At 62.9% G+C, this 16,396-nt stretch carries 18 protein-coding genes; 8 read left to right on the plus strand and 10 right to left on the minus strand.

Annotated features, from left to right (window positions below):
* Window positions 1–1,063 (minus strand): exodeoxyribonuclease VII large subunit (xseA, locus tag NCT04_RS11755; protein ID WP_250465549.1); only part of this gene is annotated, 1,063 nt, incomplete at its 3' end.
* A gap of 473 nt (window positions 1,064–1,536) precedes the next feature.
* Here xseA and lpxK point away from each other — a divergent pair.
* The 5 genes from lpxK (at window position 1,537) to NCT04_RS11780 (ending at window position 5,398) form a co-directional block, all read left to right on the plus strand.
* Window positions 1,537–2,553 carry a tetraacyldisaccharide 4'-kinase gene (gene lpxK / locus NCT04_RS11760; RefSeq protein WP_244826148.1) on the plus strand — a complete coding sequence of 339 codons (1,017 nt, stop codon included), beginning with the start codon at window positions 1,537–1,539 and terminating at the stop codon, window positions 2,551–2,553.
* The gene (locus tag NCT04_RS11765; protein WP_244826149.1) at window positions 2,534–2,740 is read left to right on the plus strand and encodes a Trm112 family protein; all 207 of its coding nucleotides are present in this window, start codon (window positions 2,534–2,536) and stop codon (window positions 2,738–2,740) included. Before lpxK ends, NCT04_RS11765 begins: the two co-directional genes overlap by 20 nt.
* Before the next feature lie 9 nt (window positions 2,741–2,749).
* Window positions 2,750–3,541, plus strand: coding sequence for a 3-deoxy-manno-octulosonate cytidylyltransferase (gene kdsB, locus NCT04_RS11770; protein ID WP_250465550.1), 792 nt, complete (start codon window positions 2,750–2,752; stop codon window positions 3,539–3,541).
* Window positions 3,542–3,826: 285 nt separating this feature from the next.
* Entirely contained in the window at window positions 3,827–4,489 is a 663-nt protein-coding gene (adk, locus tag NCT04_RS11775; RefSeq protein ID WP_250465552.1) for an adenylate kinase, read from the plus strand.
* A 150-nt stretch (window positions 4,490–4,639) separates the two neighbouring features.
* Window positions 4,640–5,398 (plus strand): 3-hydroxyacyl-CoA dehydrogenase, encoded by a 759-nt coding sequence (locus tag NCT04_RS11780; RefSeq protein ID WP_250465554.1) that lies wholly within the window; start codon window positions 4,640–4,642, stop codon window positions 5,396–5,398.
* Window positions 5,399–5,428: 30 nt separating this feature from the next.
* On the opposite strand, the gene NCT04_RS11785 is transcribed toward NCT04_RS11780, so the two are convergent.
* Both NCT04_RS11785 and murJ read right to left on the minus strand, forming a co-directional pair.
* Window positions 5,429–6,274: a SirB1 family protein gene (locus NCT04_RS11785; protein WP_244826153.1), complete on the minus strand. Its 846-nt coding sequence runs from the start codon at window positions 6,272–6,274 to the stop codon at window positions 5,429–5,431.
* Window positions 6,274–7,824, minus strand: coding sequence for a murein biosynthesis integral membrane protein MurJ (gene murJ / locus NCT04_RS11790; RefSeq protein ID WP_350030011.1), 1,551 nt, complete (start codon window positions 7,822–7,824; stop codon window positions 6,274–6,276). The genes NCT04_RS11785 and murJ overlap by 1 nt, the downstream gene beginning before the upstream one ends.
* Window positions 7,825–8,323: 499 nt before the next feature.
* On the opposite strand from murJ, the gene rpsT reads away from it, so the two are divergent.
* On the plus strand, window positions 8,324–8,602 hold the full coding sequence (gene rpsT, locus NCT04_RS11795) for a 30S ribosomal protein S20 (protein WP_244826155.1): 279 nt from the start codon (window positions 8,324–8,326) through the stop codon (window positions 8,600–8,602).
* 135 nt (window positions 8,603–8,737) lie between these two features.
* Here rpsT and NCT04_RS11800 read toward each other — a convergent pair whose 3' ends face one another.
* Window positions 8,738–9,073 carry a DUF3579 domain-containing protein gene (locus NCT04_RS11800; RefSeq protein ID WP_244826156.1) on the minus strand — a complete coding sequence of 112 codons (336 nt, stop codon included), beginning with the start codon at window positions 9,071–9,073 and terminating at the stop codon, window positions 8,738–8,740.
* Between the two features lie 505 nt (window positions 9,074–9,578).
* Here NCT04_RS11800 and argF point away from each other — a divergent pair.
* Window positions 9,579–10,508, plus strand: coding sequence for an ornithine carbamoyltransferase (gene argF, locus NCT04_RS11805; RefSeq protein ID WP_250465558.1), 930 nt, complete (start codon window positions 9,579–9,581; stop codon window positions 10,506–10,508).
* 158 nt (window positions 10,509–10,666) lie between these two features.
* On the opposite strand, the gene murB is transcribed toward argF, so the two are convergent.
* Window positions 10,667–11,701, minus strand: a complete 1,035-nt coding sequence (murB, locus tag NCT04_RS11810; RefSeq protein ID WP_250465559.1) for a UDP-N-acetylmuramate dehydrogenase — start codon at window positions 11,699–11,701, stop codon at window positions 10,667–10,669.
* A gap of 149 nt (window positions 11,702–11,850) precedes the next feature.
* Between murB and NCT04_RS11815 the strand changes: the two genes are divergently transcribed.
* Complete coding sequence (locus NCT04_RS11815; RefSeq protein WP_244826159.1) at window positions 11,851–12,336, plus strand: YajQ family cyclic di-GMP-binding protein; 486 nt, start codon at window positions 11,851–11,853, stop codon at window positions 12,334–12,336.
* A gap of 140 nt (window positions 12,337–12,476) precedes the next feature.
* Here NCT04_RS11815 and plsY read toward each other — a convergent pair whose 3' ends face one another.
* The 5 genes from plsY to queG form a co-directional block, all read right to left on the minus strand.
* Window positions 12,477–13,121 carry a glycerol-3-phosphate 1-O-acyltransferase PlsY gene (gene plsY / locus NCT04_RS11820; protein ID WP_244826160.1) on the minus strand — a complete coding sequence of 215 codons (645 nt, stop codon included), beginning with the start codon at window positions 13,119–13,121 and terminating at the stop codon, window positions 12,477–12,479.
* A 39-nt stretch (window positions 13,122–13,160) separates the two neighbouring features.
* Window positions 13,161–13,652, minus strand: a complete 492-nt coding sequence (gene ybaK, locus NCT04_RS11825; protein WP_250465561.1) for a Cys-tRNA(Pro) deacylase — start codon at window positions 13,650–13,652, stop codon at window positions 13,161–13,163.
* A gap of 81 nt (window positions 13,653–13,733) precedes the next feature.
* Window positions 13,734–14,660: a site-specific tyrosine recombinase XerD gene (xerD, locus tag NCT04_RS11830; RefSeq protein ID WP_250465563.1), complete on the minus strand. Its 927-nt coding sequence runs from the start codon at window positions 14,658–14,660 to the stop codon at window positions 13,734–13,736.
* Window positions 14,657–15,133, minus strand: a complete 477-nt coding sequence (locus tag NCT04_RS11835) for a methylated-DNA--[protein]-cysteine S-methyltransferase (protein ID WP_250465565.1) — start codon at window positions 15,131–15,133, stop codon at window positions 14,657–14,659. The genes xerD and NCT04_RS11835 overlap by 4 nt, the downstream gene beginning before the upstream one ends.
* On the minus strand, window positions 15,130–16,389 hold the full coding sequence (gene queG / locus NCT04_RS11840) for a tRNA epoxyqueuosine(34) reductase QueG (RefSeq protein WP_250465567.1): 1,260 nt from the start codon (window positions 16,387–16,389) through the stop codon (window positions 15,130–15,132). Before queG ends, NCT04_RS11835 begins: the two co-directional genes overlap by 4 nt.
* Between the last annotated feature and the right edge of the window lie 7 nt (window positions 16,390–16,396).

The following is a 16,396-nucleotide window of genomic DNA, read 5'->3' on the forward strand; positions in this document are numbered from 1 at the left end:
CCCGCGCCCGCCCCCCCCCCCCCCCCCCCCCCCACCCCCCCCCCCCCCCCCCCCCCGCCCCCCCCCCCCCCCCGCCCCGCCGCCTCGCCAGTTGCCGCAGATGCACGTGTTGCCTTGCCAGACGCTCGGCGGGACTCACGAGGCGGCGCGCGAGCCAGTCGAGTTCTTGGGCGCGACGCTCCATCGTCCGGCCAAAACTTCGTGCGAGCGCCGCGTGACGCTGATCCAATTCCTGCAGCAACACCACGCGCTGCGGACTGACGAGTTCGGCAGCGGCGGTCGGCGTCGGCGCGCGCATGTCGGCGGCGAAATCGGCGATCGTGAAGTCGGTCTCATGGCCGACGCCGCTCACCACCGGCACGCTGCTCGCCGCGATCGCCCGCGCGAGCACTTCCTCGTTGAACGCCCATAAATCTTCGATGGACCCGCCGCCCCGGCACACGATCAGCACATCGACTTCGCGCCGCGCGCTCGCCGCTTCGACCATCGCCGCGAGCTTCGCGCCGACGCCCGTTCCTTGCACCGGCGCGGGATAAACGACGACCGGCACATGTGGCGCGCGGCGCGCGAGCGTCGTCAACACGTCGCGCAACGCCGCCGCCTGCAGCGACGTCACGATGCCTATGCCACGCGGATGCGTCGGCAGCGCGCGCTTGCGTTCCGCCGCGAACAAGCCTTCGCTTTCGAGCTGCGCCTTCAGCCGCAGAAATGCCTCGAAAAGCCGCCCCTGCCCCGTGCGCCGCACCGCTTCCACGTTGAGTTGCAGTTCGCCGCGCGGCTCGTACATGGTGACGAGCGCGCGCACCTCGATCTTGTCGCCTTCGCGCGGCGTGAATTCGGCGTATTGCGCGCGGCCGCGAAACATCACGCAGCGCATCTGCGCGCCCGCATCCTTGATCGAGAAGTACCAGTGTCCGCTCGCGGCGCGCGTGAAGTTCGAGACTTCGCCCGATACCCACACGAGCGGAAACGACCGTTCGAGCATCGTGTTGATCGCACGATTGAGCACGGAAACGGGGATGACGGCATCGCTGCCTTGCGGCATCAAAGAATCGGGAGTCATGGGCGAGAAAGCGAAAGATCGGGCCGGAAGAACCATCTGACTGATGGACAAGATCCGCCGGATAAGGTACGCCAGTGTAGCAAGTGTCCACACAGAAAGACTTACCGCTTGCTGATCGCAAGCACCCCGGCGAGCCTTTGAGTACGTTGCAACTCGTTGATTTAACTCGCTTATATTCGTCTTATGTCTGCATTATCCGAAGCAACTCTTTCCTGACGCGGAATCGCTGCTCTTCGGCCGCGAGTTTTTCACAGAGTTATCCACAGGCGCTCGCCCTCGGCCGTTTGGCTAACCGGCTGGCGTCGAGGCCGTCCGCGCGATAGAGTCCGGGGTTCGAGCACCGGCCTGACCCTGCGTAGCAATCGTCGCCGGCCATGCATTCCGTTCAACGCTGACCGTATAGAAGGAGTTGCCGTTGCGCGCCAAGCTTCACCCGTTGACCGGCTCAAACGCCATCGTCGCGAAGGCGGACCATGTCTGACTTCAAACCGCCCATCGAAAACTTTTTCGCACGCGAATGGCGCAAGCGCGGTCCCGTTGCGTGGGCGCTCACGCCCTTCGCCTGCATCTTCGGCGCGATTGCCGCGACGCGCCGAGCGTTCTTCGAACTCGGCTGGATCAAGCGCGTCGATGTCGGCGTGCCGGTGGTCGTCGTCGGCAACGTGACGGTCGGTGGCACGGGCAAGACGCCGACAGTCATCGCGCTCGTCGAGGCTCTGCGCGCGGCAGGGCATCAGCCGGGCGTCGTTTCGCGCGGATACGGCGCGAAGATCGCGAAGCCGACGAGCGTCGCGCCGACCTCGGCCGCCGCGCAAGTCGGCGACGAGCCCCTGCTGATCGCGCGCCGCACTCACGCGCCGGTCTTCGTGTGCCCGGATCGCGTGGCGGCGGCGCGTGCGCTGGTCGAGGCGCATCCCGAAGTCGATGTCATCGTGTCCGACGACGGCCTGCAGCACTATCGGCTCGCGCGCGTGTTCGAGCTCGTCGTATTCGACGATCGCCTCGGCGGCAACGGCTTCCTGCTGCCCGCCGGCCCGTTGCGCGAACCGATGTCGCGCCATCGCGACGCGACGCTCATCAACAGCCCCTACGACCGCACCTTGCCGCCGTGGCCCAACACCTTTGCGCTCGAACTCGAATCGGGCGATGCCTGGCTGCTCGACGATCCATCGGTGCGCCGTCCGCTCGCGCAGTTCGCAGGCGAGAAAGTGGTCGCCGCCGCGGGCATCGGTTCGCCCGAGCGTTTCTTCGCGACCTTGCGCGCCGCCGGCATCACGCCTGGCACGCGCGCGTTCCCCGATCACTATTCGTATCGCGAGAATCCTTTCGAGGACGTGAAAGCCGACGCCATCCTGATCACCGAGAAGGATGCAGTAAAATTTGGGGCCTGGCGTGATGCGCGCATCTGGGTCGTTCCCGTGCAAGCCGTGCTCAGGCCTCGCCTCATCGCTCTAGTTGTGGAGAAACTCCGTGGACGCACGTCTGCTTGAAATCCTCGTCTGCCCGATCTGCAAGGGTCCGCTCACCTATGACCGCGCGGCGCAGGAACTCGTCTGCAGCGCGGACAAGCTTGCTTATCCCATTCGCGACGGCATTCCCGTGATGCTCGTCGACGAAGCGCGTCAAACGGTGGAAGGCACGCCGGTCGAACCGTTGAAGCCGGTTGGCGGCGCGTAAGGTCCGATCATGTCCGTGCCGTTCATCGCCGTCGTTCCGGCGCGTCTTGCTTCCACACGGCTGCCGAACAAACCACTCGCCGATATCGGCGGCAAGCCGATGGTCGTGCGCGTCGCCGAACGCGCGCGCGAGTCCGGCGCGAGCCAGGTGATCGTCGCAACCGACTCCGATCGCGTGGTCGAGGCTTCGCGCGATCACGGCATCGAAGTGATGCTCACGCGCTTGGATCACCCCACCGGCACCGACCGTCTCGCCGAAGTGGCGACGCGTCTGAACTGGCCCGACGACGCCATCGTCGTGAACGTTCAGGGCGACGAGCCGCTCATCGACCCGCAACTCGTGCGCGATGTCGCCGCGCATCTCGCGGCGCATCCCGAATGCGCAATCGCCACGGCCGCGCATCCCATTCACGATCCCGCCGACGTGTTCAATCCGAATGTCGTGAAAGTCGTGCTCGATGCGAAGAGCGTCGCGCTCTACTTCTCGCGTGCGCCCATTCCCTGGACGCGCGACGCGTGGCAATCGCACTGGCCGGACGTCGCCGCGCTTTCGGCGCTGCCCGCGGTGCCCGAAAACGTGCTGCGGCATATTGGCCTGTACGCGTATCGCGCGAAGTTTCTGCGCGAGTTTCCAAACCTCGCGCAAGCGCCCATCGAAGCCGCCGAGGCGCTCGAACAACTGCGCGCGTTGTGGCATGGCGAGCGCATCGCGGTGCGCGTCACGCATGAAACACCTGCACCGGGCGTCGATACACCCGCCGATCTCGCGCGCGTCCAGGCGCTCTTTTCCAGCGCCGGCTGAAAGCTCGCACAACCCGTGTATACCCCCGCCAAACGCTTGCGCGGCGGGAATCACAGCGATTTCTATCGCCGTTATTACGGCCGCGTTCGTAATGAGCCGTGGCATAATCAAGCGATTGCGCGAGCCTTCCGGTCAGCGCCACGCTCAACGTTGCGCCGCTGTCCGCGGGTGCCGCGCCGACTTTCGAATCGGCTGCGCGCTCTGTCGTCGACGCCGCGCGAGCCTGGCCACCGGATGCAGATTCAGACTCGCCGCGCGGTTTCTAGACGATTCGGAGATATCACCATGCGTTTGATCCTGTTGGGCGCACCCGGCGCGGGCAAGGGCACCCAGGCAAACTTCATCAAGGAAAAGTTCGGCATTCCGCAGATCTCGACCGGCGACATGTTGCGCGCGGCCGTGAAGGCGGGCTCGCCGCTCGGCGTCGAGGCCAAGGGCTATATGGACGCGGGCGAGCTCGTGCCGGACACGCTCATCATCAATCTCGTGAAGGAGCGGCTGCTCGCGGACGACTGCAAGAACGGCTATCTGTTCGACGGTTTCCCGCGCACCATTCCGCAAGCGGAAGCCATGAAGAACGCGGCTGTCGTAATCGACTACGTGCTGGAAATCGACGTGCCGTTCGACGAGATCATCACGCGTATGAGCGGGCGTCGCGTTCACGCGGCGTCGGGCCGCACGTATCACGTCAAGTTCAATCCGCCGAAGAACGACATGACGGACGACTTCACCGGCGAGCCGCTGATCCAGCGCGACGACGACAAGGAAGAAACCGTGAAGAAGCGGCTCGACGTGTATGAAGCGCAGACCAAGCCGCTCATCGCGTACTACAACGACTGGGCGAAGCGCGGTGAAACGAACGGGCTGAAGGCGCCGGAGTATCGCAAGATTTCCGGGCTCGGCGCGGTCGATGAAATTCGCACGCGCGTGTTCGATGCTTTGAAGTAACTTGCCCGCGTCACGGAAAACCCGCTCTTCGCCGAGCGGGTTTTTTTACGCCTTCAGACTTGCTCGCCAAGCTAAAACGGCGAGCCATAAAATCGAACGGCCTCACGAGGGCCGCGAATGCAGCACTTCCTCATATCAAGGAGAAGAGACATGGAGATACAAGGCAACGTTTTTCTGATCACTGGCGGCGCGTCCGGCCTGGGTGAGGCCACCGCGCGGCTCGTCGCCGGGTTAGGCGGAACGGTCGTCATCGCGGACATGAACGAAGCGGCGGGCGCCGCGCTGGCGAAGGAGTTGTCCGGCGAGTTCGTCAAATGCGATGTCAGTCAGGAGAGCGACGGCCAGCGCGCCATCGAAGCCGTCACGCAACGCGGCACTCTGCGTGGACTGGTGAACTGCGCGGGCATCGCGCCGGCATCGAAGACGGTGGGCCGCGACGGGCCGCATCCGCTCGATCTGTTCAGCAAGGTCATCGCGGTTAATCTCATCGGCACGTTCAACATGATCCGGCTCGCGGCCGAGGTCATGTCGAAGAACGCGCCCAACGAAACGGGCGAACGCGGGGTGATCGTGAATACGGCGTCGGTCGCGGCGTTCGACGGGCAAATGGGTCAGGCGGCCTATGCGGCGTCCAAGAGCGGCGTGGCCGGCATGACGTTGCCCATCGCACGCGATTTGTCGAGAAACGGTATCCGCGTGATGACCATCGCGCCTGGTCTCTTCGAAACGCCGATGCTGCTCGGCATGCCGCAAGACGTACAGGACGCGCTCGGCGCCATGGTTCCGTTCCCGCCGCGTCTTGGCAAGCCGAACGAATACGCGCTGCTCGTCAAACAGATCTTCGATAACCCGATGCTCAACGGCGAAGTCATCCGTCTCGACGGCGCAATTCGCATGCAGCCGAAGTAAGCAAAAAAACGGCGGATCGCTCCGCCGTTCTTAGTCGCCGTCGTGCTGCGTGCGCTGCCTCAGTTCATGCAGCTCGGTTTCGACGACGGTTGCATCTTCCGCATCGGGACGATCTTCCAGATAACGCTGCAGATCTTCGAGCGCCGGACGCAGATAATCGAGCCGCGCGTAGGCAAAACCACGGTCGCGCACTTCCTCGATACTTCCCGGCAACACGATGACGAGCCGCTGCTGCACGGCGAGCAAGCGCTGCCAGCGCTCCGTCTGCAAGTAGATGCTTTTCAGATTGCGCAGCATGCGCGCGACGATCTCGCGGCGCGTCGCAGGCTGCAACAACACGCGCAACGCGCTGCCAATGGATTCGCCCACGCGCTGCACGTACGGCTCCAGCATTTCGACCATCTGCGCTTCGGAAAGCGTCTGGCCGGTGGTCGGATCGAGCATGAGATCGTGATCGGGCGTCGAGACACGCAGCAGGAAATGCCCGGGAAACGACACGCCGCGCACGGGCAGACCGAGCTGATCGGCCATTTCCAGATAGATCACCGCAAGCGAAATCGGAATGCCGCGACGCCGTCGCAACACCACGTTCAGATGGCTGTTGTCCGGGTCGTAGTAATCGTTGAGGTTGCTCGAGAAACCCAATTCGCGGAAGAAATAACGATTGAGCGCCTCGACCTTTTGCTTCATGTCCGCGTCGTCGGGCATGCGGCGGCGCGCCCGCACGACGAGTTCGTCGATCTCCGCGAGCACCGCTTGCATGTCGAGATCGGGATACGCGTCCTGCGCAAGCGACAAAGCCGCTTCCGTGAGCGGAAGACTCTCGTCGTCCGCCACGAGCGAAGTGAAGTAATCGAGGATACGCGTTGTCGTCATCAAAGCGTTCGTCTCTTGAAATAGGCGTATTTGAAGCCCATCGCCGCCAGAATACCGAAATATAACGCGGCGAACACGACAAGGCTCGCACCCAGCAACGCGATCCGCGTGAACGGCGTTGCGCGCATGGCGATCCAGTCGAAGTTGCCAGCGACCCAGTGCATGGTTCCAGCCAGCACGAGGCATGCCCCGATCATCTGCACGAAGAATAGCAGCCAGCCCGGCGACGGCTTATAGATCTGCCGGCGACGCAAGCCGATGAACAACAGCAGTGCGTTCGCGAGCGCGCCGAGGCCGATAGAGAGCGTAAGACCCGCGTGCGAGAAGATCGGCACGAAGACGTAGTTGCTCACCTGCGTCATGATGAGCACGCCAATGGCGATCTTCACCGGCGTCTTGATGTCCTGCTTCGCGTAGAAGCCCGGCGCCAGGATCTTGATGAGGATCAGCCCGATCAGCCCGATGCCGTACGCCGACAGCGCGCGGCCGACCATCACGACGGAATGGCTGTCGAACTTGCCGTAGTGAAAGAGCGTCGCGGTGAGCGGTTCGGCGAAGAAGAACAATGCGACCGCGCTCGGCGCCGCGAGCAGAAAGGTGATGCGCAAACCCCAGTCGAGCAGCGCGGAATACTCGTCGTTGTTGGCATCGACGTGGGCTTTCGAGAGACTCGGCAGCAGGATCGTGCCGAGCGCCGCGCCGAGGAGCGCGGTGGGAAACTCCATCAGCCGGTCGGCGTAGTTGATCCATGACACCGCGCCCTGCCCGATATTCGACGCGATATTCGTGTTGATGATGAGGCTCAGTTGTCCGACCGACACCGCGAACGTGGCGGGCACCATCTTCAGCAGCACGCGCTTCACGCCCGGATGCCGCAGCGCCTGCAAGAAGTTGAGCCCGATGCGCGGCGCCATGTCGATCTTCCGCAGCCCCGGAAACTGCACGAGGAACTGCAACGCGCCACCCGCGATCACCGCGTAGGCCAGCGCGTACACCGGCAATTTCAGATGCGGCGCGACGAACACCGCCGCGAGAATGAACGACACGTTCAGGAGCACCGGCGCGAACGCGGGCAACGAAAACTGCTTGTACGTATTGAGCACGCCCGAGGCGAGCGTCGTCAGCGAGATAAAGATGATGTACGGGAACATGATCCGCGTCATCTCAACGGCAAGGACGTACGCCTGACCATCGTGCTTCAGGCCGGACGCGACCGCGAAGACGACCCAGCTCGCGCCGGCCATGCCGACGAGCGAAAGCACGACGAGGCCCCAGGTGAGCACGGTGGACATGGCATCGACGAGCGCCTTGGTCGGATCGTGACCCTGGCTGTTCTTGAACTCGGCGAGGATAGGAACGAACGCCTGCGCGAACGCGCCTTCCGCGGACAGACGCCGCAGCAGGTTCGGTATGCGGAACGCGACATAGAACGCGTCGGTGTATAGACTGGCGCCGAAGGCACGGGCGATCAGCGTTTCGCGGATCAGGCCGGTCACGCGCGACAAAAGCGTGAAGCCGCTGACCGTCAGGAGAGCTCGGAATAGATTCATGGGGCGCTTATTATACGGGGCGTGCGCGATGCGCTTCGGATCGCGGCGGCCGCATCGGCGTTCGCGCACGTCACTTTGACCCATTGGATCGAATTTGCGGCGCAATGGCGTCAGAGCGAGGCTTTTCTTGTCACATCTCGTATTTGCTTGCTATAATCACGGGTTTCGAAGCTCGGCTTTCGCGCACTGCTACAATCCACGCAGTCGTCACGCACTTACAGTTCGCACAGTTCGACGCTTCATGTCATTTCTTGCCTAACAGGCAAGGGAGGCAAGGGAGACACGTGGAAATGGCATAGAGTCGACAGCAAGATTCACGCTGTCAGGCCAAGTTTCAAGGCTCCCGGGCAATCGTTCCCGGGAATTCCGATCATAGGCAGTGCGTTAAGAATCGCCCTCTCGTGCTCATGTCGAGCGCTCCCGGCAAGGCGCCGGAGTCATCGAGACAAGGGTAACGCGCTCCAGACAAGTAACAGCAGAAACAGGATAAGGAACCGTCATGGCAAATACCGCACAAGCTCGCAAGCGCGCCCGTCAGGGTGCCAAAGCCAACTCGCACAACTCGGCGCTGCGCTCGAAGTTCCGCACGGCCATCAAGGCAGTTCGCAAGGCGATCGACGCCGGCGACCAAGCCAAGGCAGCCGAATTGTTCAAGTCGTCGGTCAAGACGATCGACATCATCGCGGACAAGAAGATCGTCCACAAGAACAAGGCTGCTCGTCATAAGAGCCGCCTGGCCGCAGCCATCAAGGGCTTGCAGGCCCCCGCTGCCCAGTAATTCCGGCTTGCTTCCGGAAAACGCGCGCATGCAATGCTTTGCCGCAGTTGACTGGAAGCAGCTTCCTGTTTCCGCTGCGCAGTAAAGAAAAAGCCCGCAAACGCGGGCTTTTTTTCGTCTGTCCACAAGCGCTGATTAACGCTTCTGCTGCGTCTGCGTGCCGTGATGCGGCGGCAGTTCGCATGCTTCGGTCACGACCAGATCGTTGTCCTTCGCGAAGTTCAGCACGAAGTCGAAAGCCATTGGCTCGATGTCGCGCAGGCGCGAGTCGAGAATGACGACCTTGATGTCCCCGATGATGGTCGGCCGCACATAGATGGAATATTGCAGGCGCGCGTTCGGCCCTTTCTTCCCCGGCCCAAAAGCCGACATCACTCCGCACAGGCGCTCGGACCAGTCGCTTGGCCGAAACGTGCGCCCGCTCTTGGTGATGCCTTGTATGAAGTACTCGGTAGGGGATGATTCAGCCATGTAGCATTACCTTTTGACAGCCGGTGATGCACACCGGCGAACGCGCCGACCGGACGCGGAAACCACGAGCCCTGCATTGGCAGGCACTAGCGGCTCTGAACGCGGCAGTCACAGAAAATTCCCGACTTGGCCACGCCCGCACCCTGAAGACGGACTCGACTGCACTGTTGAATCCAGACACGCAAGGGGTAACACGAGCGGCTCTTGCGAGCCTTCGTACACATACGCGTGAAACGGTGCTGAATGTTGCAGAGCGGTTGAAACGAGCGAGCGCAATTATACAGCAGCGACCCTTCTTCCGCAGCGCACCAATGCTTGCAAGCGCCCTGCAAGGCCGTCCAGAAGCCTTCTGGAGAAAGCGATCGGCTCCTCGGTAGCCTCGTCAAACATCGCAAAATCCTTTATGCTCGAACGCGATACCACTCCCGACGGCGGCGCCGTCCGGTCTTTTCGATGCCGCTTCGCGCATCGGCGGGCACCGGGTCGAAGCCGCCGCTTGCGTTTCATGACCGCCAAAAAAATTCGCCATTATCTTCAGTTCAAGGATTTTTCACTCGACGACTACGAGTACGTGCTCGAACGCGCGCGCATTCTGAAGCGCAAATTCAAGAACTACGAGACTTATCATCCGCTGCACGACCGCACGCTCGCGATGATCTTCGAGAAGAATTCGACGCGCACGCGCCTTTCCTTCGAGGCGGGCATCTTCCAGCTAGGCGGCCACGCGGTGTTCCTCAATACGCGCGACACGCAGCTCGGGCGCGGCGAGCCGGTAGAGGACGCGGCGCAGGTCATCTCGCGCATGGTGGACATCATCATGATCCGCACGTTCGGGCAAGAGATCATCGAGCGCTTCGCGGAAAATTCGCGCGTGCCGGTCATCAACGGGCTGACCAACGAGTATCACCCGTGTCAGGTGCTCGCGGACATTTTCACGTACTACGAACAACGCGGGCCGATTCACGGCAAGACGGTCGCGTGGGTCGGCGACGCGAACAACATGCTCTACACGTGGATAGAAGCCGCGCAGATTCTGGGCTTCAAATTGCGCCTCTCGACGCCGCCCGGCTACACGCTCGATCACGCGCTGGTTTCTGAAGACAGCAAGCCGTTCTACGAAGCATTCGAAGACCCGAACGAAGCGTGCGCGGGCGCCGATCTCGTCACCACCGATGTCTGGACCAGCATGGGCTTCGAGGCGGAAAACGAAGCGCGCAAGGCGGCCTTCGCGGACTGGTGCGTCGATAGCGAGATGATGTCGCGCGCCAATCCGGATGCGCTCTTCATGCACTGCTTGCCGGCGCATCGCGGTGAGGAAGTGAGCGCCGAAGTGATCGACGGCCCGCAAAGCGTCGTGTGGGACGAAGCGGAAAACCGTCTGCATGTGCAGAAAGCGTTGATGGAGTTTTTGCTGCTGGGCAAGCTCAATCACTGAGTTGCTGTCCGGAAGGGCGGGGTTCGAATCGAAGTGCCGCCCTTCTTTGCGGCGTTTGTCAGGGTCTGGTCACGCGCGCGTGGCTGACCTCATCGCGGTCAACGCGACCGCATGCCGCCAACGTCGGCCCTCGACGCACGAACCCGCGCTCATCGGTTTCACAAGCAAACCGGCTCCATCTCCAGTTCGACGTCGAAGCGCGCGAGCACGTCGCGCTTGATCGCTTCGGCGAGTTCGAGCACTTGCGCGCCGGTCGCATCGCCACGATTCACGAGCACGAGCGCCTGCCGGTCATGCACCGCCGCGCCACCGACGCCACGCCCCTTCCACCCGCACTGGTCGATCAGCCAACCCGCGGCCAGCTTCACCGCTCCGTCCGGCTGACGATACGACACGACGCCGAGTTCGCGCACGCGCAATGCATCGAACGCTTCCGCGCTCACCACCGGATTTTTGAAAAAGCTGCCCGCGTTGCCGAGCACGGTCCAGTCCGGCAATTTGGCGCGGCGCACGGCGACGACGGCATCGAAGATGGCTCGTGCATCGTGGCTGGATGCGCCTTCCAGCGCCCGCGCGACATCCGCGTAGTCTGCGCGCGGCTGCCACGCCTTCGGCAGCCGGAACACCACCGACGTGATCAGAAAGCGCCCGCGCCCTGCCCGCTTGAAGAAACTGTCGCGATAGCCGAACGCGCATTCAGCCCGGTCGAAACGGGCGTGCGCGCCAGTCGCGAGTTCCACCGCGTGCAGCCGTTCGAAGCGCTCGCCCATTTCCAGGCCATACGCGCCGATGTTCTGGATAGGCGCCGCGCCGACCGTTCCGGGAATGAGCGCGAGGTTTTCAAGGCCCGGCATGCCTTGCGCAAGCGTCCACGCGACGAACTCGTGCCAGCTCTCGCCCGCGCCCGCTTCGACGAGCCAGGCGTCGTCGTCTTCGTGGATCACGCGCTTGCCACGAATGCCGACGATCAGCGCGACGCCATCGAATTCGCGCGTCAGCACGACATTGCTGCCGCCGCCGAGCACGAACTGCTGCATGTTGGCGATGCGCGCATCGGCGGCGAGCGAGATCGCGGCATCGACGCTATCGACGTGCATGGCGTGACGCGCTCGCACGTCGAAGCCGAACGTGTTGTGCGCTCGCAGCGAATAGTCGTCGAGCAACGGTGGCGGCGTGAAGGAAGCGTGGGACATGACAGGGAAAAACCGCGTGGCGAACCGGGAGAATCGGCGCAACCTTGGGGAACCGCAGGCGCGTCGGTAGAATGACGTCAGGTCTGTGATTATAGCGATTGCGCGAGCCGCGCCCGCTGCGCGCTCGCCTCATTGAAGGGGAAAACAAGATGCCATCGTTTGACGTCGTCAGCGAAGCAAACATGATCGAAGTGAAGAACGCGATCGAACAATCGAACAAGGAAATCTCGACGCGTTTCGACTTCAAGGGTTCGGATTCTCGCGTCGAACAGAAGGAGCGCGACCTCACGCTCTACGCCGACGACGATTTCAAGCTCGGCCAGGTCAAGGACGTGCTGGTCGGCAAGCTGGCCAAGCGCGGCGTCGACGTGCGTTTTCTCGACTACGGCAAGCAGGAAAAGATCGGCGGCGACAAGCTCAAGCAGGTCGTGACCATCAAGAAAGGCGTGTCGGGCGATCTGGCGAAGAAGGTCGTGAAGATCGTGAAGGACAGCAAGATCAAGGTGCAGGCGAGCATTCAGGGCGACGCGGTGCGCATACAAGGCACGAAGCGCGACGACCTGCAAAGCACCATCGCGCTGCTCAAAAAGGAAGTCACGGACACGCCGCTCGACTTCAACAACTTCCGCGACTGAGGTTTTCACCTTTAGCAAGCGGGCCAACGGCGCACTGCAGGACTTTCCCGCAGCGCCATGCAGCGCACGCAAAAACGCCGTTCCGCATGCCTGTGGAACGGCGTTTTGTTTGGTAGGACGAGCGTTGCGCCGGTCCGCGCTCAGTCCGCCTCGCTCGCCGCCTGCGCCGCTTTTTTCTTGTCGCCGATACGGCTCTCCTGCCCCGCCAGCAACTTCGAAATATTGGCCCGATGCCGCCAGATGAGCAGCGCGCTCATTGCCAGCACGGCGAGCGAGATGCGGCTCGGCCCGAACAGGAACACCTGAAAAAACGGTGCGAAGACCGCCGCGACGAGCGCCGCGAGCGACGAATAGCGAAAGAAGAACGCGATGATCAGCCAGGTCAGCAAGGTAGCCGCCCCGAGCGCCGGATGAATGGCGAGCAGCACGCCCGCCGCCGTCGCGACGCCCTTGCCGCCCTGAAACTTGAAGAAGATCGGGTACAAATGCCCGAGAAAAACCGCGATGGCCGACAGCGCGATCGCGCTCGCGAGCCCGGCCGGATCGAGCCCCCAGCCCGCGCCGAAGTGCACGACGACCCACACGGGCAGCCAGCCTTTGAACGCATCGCCGATCAGCGTGAGGATGGCCGCTTTCTTGTTGCCGGTGCGCAGCACGTTGGTCGCGCCGGGATTGCCCGAGCCGTACGAACGGGGATCGGCGAGTCCCATCGACTTGCTGACGACGACGGCGAATGAAATCGAGCCGATCAAATAGGACACGACGGCGACGATCAGAGGAATCATGTTGGCTCTTTCTTTGACGTGGCGAATGCGGTCAGCATTCTAATCGACGCTCGCGCACTGCACGGGCTTCGCGTTGAGCAAGCCGGTGAGCACCGCCGGATCGAGACTGACGAGATAGCCGCGCCGGCCGCCGTTCAGATAGATGATGTCGAGTTCGAGAATGCTCGATTCGACAAACACGGGCATTGCCTTCTTCGTGCCGAACGGCGACGTGCCGCCCACGAGATAGCCCGAATGCCGGTTCGCCACTTCGGGCTTGCATGGCTCGATGCGCTTCGCGCTCGTCTGCCGCGCGAGGTTCTTGGTCGACACCGTGCGGTCGCCATGCATGAGCACGATGAGCGGCTTCGCGTTCTCGTCTTCCATCACGAGTGTCTTGACGACGCGATGCTCGTCCACGCCGAGTTGCCGCGCGGACTCCTCCGTGCCGCCGTGCTCGACGTAATCGTAGGGATGCTCGCCGAACTCGACCTTGTTACGGCGCAGAAACTGCGTCGCCGGGGTTTCGGAGACATGTTTGGTTTTCGACATGGAGGCATTGTAGCGGCGCGGCTTCACGCTCACCATCGGCTGAACGGCCAATGCAGCGGCACGATCGTTCTGGCGAACAAGTCAACCGCGCGGGTGATGCTCCCGATGCAGCTTTTGCAAGCGCTCGCGCGCGACGTGCGTATAAATCTGCGTGGTCGAGATATCGGAGTGACCTAGCAGAAGCTGCACGACGCGCAAATCCGCGCCGTGATTGAGCAGATGCGTCGCGAACGCGTGACGCAGCGTGTGCGGCGAAAGCGGCGCCTGCACGCCGCCGTTCAGCGCATGACGCTTGATGATGTTCCAGAACTGCTGCCGCGTCATGCCCTCGCCGCGCGAGGTGACGAAGAGCGCATCCGCGGCGCGCGCGCCTAGCAACGCGGGACGCGATTCACGCAGATAACGCATCAGCCACTCATGCGCTTGTTCGCCGAAGGGCACGAGGCGTTCCTTAGAGCCCTTGCCCATCACGCGCACCACGCCTTCGTTCAGGCCGACGGCCACCGTCTTCAAGGTGACGAGTTCGGTGACGCGCAGGCCGCTCGCATACATCAGTTCGAGCATGGTGCGGTCGCGCAGACCGAGCGGCGTTTCGATGTCCGGCGCGCCGAGCAGCGCTTCGACTTGCGCTTCGTTGAGCGTCGATGGAAAGCGCGGCGGCTGCTTCGCCGAGCGCAGCTTCAAGGTTGGATCGATCGTCGCGCGATGCTCGCGCAACGCCCAGCCGTAATATCGGCGGAACACGGACAGACGCCGGTTCGCGGAGGTCGCCTTGTCGCCACGGCGCGCAGCCATGTAGCCGTTCAGGTCGCTTTCACTCGCCGTGTCGATGGACCCGCCGCGCGTCTTCGCGAGCCATTCGGCGAAGAGCTTCAGGTCGCGGCGATACGCTTCGAGCGAATTCTTGGCGAGCCCGTGTTCGAGCCAGAGCGCGTCGCAAAAGAGATCGATCGAGTCCGAACTCGCGATCAGTTCCGGCGTCGGCAGTTCCTCGGCGATTGCGCTCATGCGATCGATACACCCTCATGCGCCAGCAACCAGCGCTTCACGTCACGAAAAAAGCCATCACCGGGCGTATGCGCGAAGCCGCCTATCCCGCTCGATGAAACCACCCGGTGGCACGGTATCACGATCGGCAGCGGATTGGAGCCGCACGCTTGCCCGACCGCGCGCGGCACGCTGCCGACTTCGCGCGCGAGCTGGCCGTAGGTCCACACTTGTCCCGCCGCGATGCCAGAAATGCCCTTCCACACGCGCTCTTGAAACGCCGTGCCGCCGGTGCCGAGCGGCAGATCGAAACGCATGGCGGGTTGCTCGAAATATTGGCGAATCTGTGCGATGGCTTGTTGCACGAGCGGCTTGTCCGACTCGATGCTTTCGACCTCGGCCGAAAGATAGACGATCTCGCGCACGGCGCGCTCGTCGGCGCGAATGCCGACTTTGCCGAAGGGCGCGTCGATCACTGCATCGAAATGCTTCATGCCGGCCTCGCTATTTCGTCTGGCGCCGCGCGCTGCGCGAGCGCCCATTGCACATGCTCGCGAACCAGCGCGGAAGGATCGTCCATGCGCGCCTGCAACGCTTGCACGATACGCTCGCGCTCCACGCTTTCGAGCGACGCGCGCAGTGCATTGCCCATCGCCACCGCGATATTGCGTAGCCATCGCTCGTGTCCGATACGCCGGATCGCGCTGCCCTGCATGCGCGTGTCGAAGTCCTCGGCGCTCCACGCAAACAACTCGACGAGCGTGGAACGATCGAGCCCATGCCGCACATCGAAGTCCACGACCGGCGTGGCCTGCGCGAACTTGTTCCAAGGACACACGAGCTGACAATCGTCGCACCCGTACACGCGGTTGCCGATCAAAGGCCGCATCTCCTCGGGAATACTGCCTTGAAGTTCTATCGTCAGATACGAGATGCAGCGCCGCGCATCCACGCGATACGGCGCCACGATCGCGCCAGTCGGACATGCGCCGATACAGCGCGTGCACTGCCCGCAATGCGCGCCGTCCGTCTCGGGATGCGGGTCGACGGGCAATGCAATATCGACGTAAATCTCGCCGATGAAAAAGAGTGAACCGGCATCGCGATCGAGCAGCAACGTATGCTTGCCACGCCAGCCGACGCTTGCTTTTTGCGCCAGCGCGACTTCGAGAACCGGCGCGGAGTCCGTGAACGCGCGATGCCCGAACGGCCCGATGGCAGCTTCGATGCGCTCGGCCAGTTGCTGCAGCCGGTTGCGCATGACCTTGTGATAATCGCGGCCGCGCGCGTAGATCGAGACCATCGCCTGCGATGGATCGCTCAAGCGCGACCATTCGACGGCGCGCCAGTCGTTCTTCTGACCATCGGCTGTCGCGACACTTTCAGCGCCCTTGTGCTCGAGCGTCGCGCCAGGCAGATAAGCCATGCGCGCCGTGATGACCCGTCGCGTGCCGGCCACAAGCTCGGCGGGCCTTGCGCGTTTCATCCCATGTTTGGCCATATAATCCATCTCGCCGTGATAGCCTGCTTCAAGCCAACTGGCAAGGCCTTCCTCGGCATCCGTCAGGTCGGTATCGCCGATACCAACCGCACCGAATCCCAACTCGCGCCCCCACGTCTTGATGCGTAGCGCGAGTTCCGCCAGCGCGGCCTCATCGCGTAGTTCGACGTGATGCAAGGCGCGCGGCTCATCGGCGGCGTCGCTGGACGCGGTCGTGATTTCAACGGAATGTTCCGGCAATCGGTTCATCACGACA

Source organism: Caballeronia sp. GAFFF2, assembly GCF_023631485.1.
Taxonomy (GTDB): domain Bacteria; phylum Pseudomonadota; class Gammaproteobacteria; order Burkholderiales; family Burkholderiaceae; genus Caballeronia.